1 pseudogene is annotated in these 3,556 nt (G+C 67.7%); it reads right to left on the reverse strand.

Annotated elements, in window-relative coordinates:
- Positions 1-3,527: pseudogene (locus ACI2L1_RS44990) on the reverse strand (hypothetical protein); the annotation flags it as partial.
- Positions 3,528-3,556 lie beyond the last annotated feature (29 nt).

Genomic DNA, 3,556 nt, shown 5'->3' on the forward strand with positions numbered 1-3,556 from the left:
GCCTTGCGGGCCTCCGCGATCACACGGGGGTCGGCGGCCAGCACTTCTCCGACGGCCTTCTCGTACCTCTCGCTGAGCCGGTACCACTCGTCTGTGCGGTAGAAGTACTCCGGGAAACGGGAAGCAGGCGTTGCCGGGTCCTCGGCGGGGCTGGCGTTCCAACCCTGGGACGGGAACTGCGAGTCGGGTATGACCTCGGGTGCGGAGGGTGCGAGGGTGTTGTTGGTGTGGGCGGTGCCGGGGTCTTCCGGGGTGGTGTTGGGGTGGAAGGTGCGCCAGGCGGTGGCGTTGCCGTCCGCGTCGTGTGCCAGATGGATACCGTCCTCGGCGAACGCCACCCTCCCGACGGGCGCGTTGACTGTCCAGCCGGAGACGTCCGCGACGATCTGGGCATCGGTCCGCGCGCGGTTCGCGGCGGTGGACTGCGCTCCAGCCGTGCACGACAACAGCGTGATCTGCTTGAACCCCGACAGCTCCCGCTTACGCCTACGCAGGTCCTGGCCGAGCTCCTCAGCGGTCCACACCACGCTGCTGCCGTCCGGCCTGACGACGCGGAATCCCGTCTCGTCATGGTGGAGTGCCAGGAAGAAGGACTCCCCGAACCCTTCCGGAAGATCCCGCCAGTCACCCACCAGCCGGTCCTGGTCATCCCGTCGCCACTGCGCATAATCCTTCTGCTCGGCAAGCTTGCCGTAGACGTCCCTGCGCCACTCAAGGTCCTCGGCATCGAAGGACATCACACCGATGCGCCTGCCGCCGGAGTCGGTGATCTCCTGCATCACCGACTCGGGGGCGTCCCACCTCGACTTCGGCCGCCCGCCGCCGGACGGCTCCTGGCCACGGGCGAACACGAAGCCACCGGACGGGAACTGGTTCGGCGACGGGACCGCGGTCTGGAACTGCCGGGAACGCGGCACGCGGTCGCTTCCCGTGCCGCTGTGCGCTTCGACCGGCAGCGCGCCACTCCGCACGGCGCTCCCGACCCGTTCCACCACGATACGAGGGGCCGTGCTCTCCACGGACGGCCCGGCGATGCCGGAGGCGGCTTGCTGAACCGGTCGACCGCCCACCGTGCTGACGGCCGCTGCGTGTGTGGTGGTTGTCGAGCGGGGCGGGGCGACCGTGCTCCTCGTGTCGCCGCTGACCGTGGACGGCCGGGCGACGGACTGCTTGTCCGGCGTCTGGGTGCTGGAAGTGGGGGCCGAGGAGGATGCGGGCGTGACGGACGGCGCCTGTGTCGAGGCGGTGCCCGAGGTCGGCGCGCCGGACCTGCTGACCTCCGAGGCGGCGGGGCCGCTCAGGACCGGCGTGGACTCGGGAGCGGGAGTGCGTGCCTCCCGCCCTTCCCAAGTCGTGTCCCTGTCCGTGCCCGTGGCCGCGTCCACGCGGTGCCTGACCTGCCGGCCATTCTCCGGTTCGCCGGCCCGTTGCGGGCTGACCGGTTGCCGGCCGTTCTCAAACTCAGCCGCGGATATCACGTTGCTGGTGCGAGACGACTGAACGGAACCGGCAACCGGAGCACCCGAGGTGCCGGAGGTGACAGGGGTGCCCGAGGCAACGGGCGTGCTGGAGGTGACGGGGTTGCGCGAGGTGTCAGAGGTGACGGGGGTGCCCGAGGTGGTGGGGGTGACAGGGGCAAGGGGGGTGCCGGAGAGGGTCGGCGTGCCCGGACCGCTGGTGCCGAGCCGGCCGTCCTGGCCGATTCCCTGTGTGCCCTCCAGCACGACCTCGGTCTCGTCCGGCGACTGCACATGCTCTGCCGTGCTGCCCTCTTGCCGTGCCCCGCTCGGCGCCGGACCGCGAACTTCGGTGTCGGCCCCGGCGAGATCCCCGGAGGTCGCTTCGCCGCCGGCGAGCTGTGGCTCGTGGTGCAGGTCCTCAGACACGGACAGGCCAGACTTGCCAGACATTCCCATGGCGCCGGCCGTCGGGGCGACACCGGCCGTCGCCGCTCCCCCACCCGTCACGAGCCCCGAGTCGGTGTCCATGCCGGTCTCCGAGACAGGCATGAGGTCGTCCTCGACATCGGTGAACGAGGACGCATCACTGACGTCGCTGAAGACCGACACCCCATCACTCAGGTCGCTCAGATCGCTCACATCGCTGACGTCGCTGAAGACCGACACCCCATCACTCAGATCGCTCACATCGCTGACGTCGCTGAGGACCGACACCCCATCGCTCAGGTCGCTGACGTCGCTGAGGACCGGCACCCCATCGCTCAGGTCGCTGTCCGTGGGAACGTCCGTCAGGCCAGGAACATCCGCACCCTCCAGGGGTCCGGGCGTCGGCGTCGGAACCGCACCGAGTCCGACCTCCGCACTCACGGGGCCCGGAATTGCGGGGTCGACCGGTCCGGTCGGCGGCGGCGGCGGCGAAGAGGGCGGACCCGAGAGCGTGCTGGTCAACCGCACCGAATCCGGGACATCAAAACCGACCCGCTGGCCGACGCCGGACCCTCCGGGCGTCTCCCTGATCCGGGTGCCGTCCTGAACCCCGGTCGTCAGCGGGTGGTTTTCGTTGTCTCGTACCGCATCTGGCGCGTCAAGGGCACCCGGCTTGTCGCGGAAGACGCTGTCCGTCACCGGAGTCTTCTGGAAGAACTGGTGATACAGCCCCAGACCGGCCGCACCGACCACAATCTCCGCGCCGCTGGTCAACCCGCCGCTCACACCTGACATCCAGAATTCCTGCCAGCTGAGCGCGAACTTCCCCTCGAAAGCCAGCTTGGCCAGACCCGAGGCAAACATCTCGGCCTGACCCTCGTTCACAGCCTCGAACGGAACATCCAAGCCCTCTTTCAGCCAGTGCTTGTCCTTGAAATTCTTCGCAATGAACTTGTGGTACACCTCGCCCAGCGCACCGCCGAACAGCCCGGCGAGGAACCCGACGAACGCCGACTGGCCGATGTCCTTCCAGTCGAACTTCGTCCGCCGGCGATCCGGACTGTCCGGCACATACATCGACAGGAACTGCGCGAAGAACGACGTGAACGCCTCCTCAAGCGCCTCCAGCACCGCCGTGAACGGCGTCGGCGCGGCCCGCCCCATCCGCTGCATGATCAGCAGGATCGACAAAGCACTGCGCGCCTTCACCGCATACGTCTCGGCAAGCGACGTCCCGCCCGTGAACACCGACAACGACGCGAGCAACGCCAGCTCAAGATTCATGATCGCGAACTCGATCAGAATCTCGATCTTGCTCTCCGCCAGCTTCATCGAACGACCGACCTGCCGCTGGCCCGTCTTATCCAGCTCATCCGCCAGCCGATACAGATGGTTCACACCGTTGTCATCGACGAAAAGCCTCATCGCCCCGACAAACCGGTCCCCCACCTCCGGGGGCATCGAATACCCCACCCGCGCGATCGCACCCTGCATCGCACCCGACAACGCCCGCAGATCCTGCGCCAGATCCTTGTACGGCAACCGACTATCATAGCCCAGGTCCTCATTCCCCGACGCCACATCAGCGCCCACCCAAACCTCAAGGAACTGCCTGAAGCCCGGAGAGAACTCAATCGCCATGTCTGGTCTTTCCTATGCCGAAAATACTG

It is taken from the genome of Streptomyces sp. NPDC019531 (assembly GCF_044903305.1).
In the GTDB taxonomy this organism is placed as follows: Bacteria; Actinomycetota; Actinomycetes; order Streptomycetales; family Streptomycetaceae; genus Streptomyces.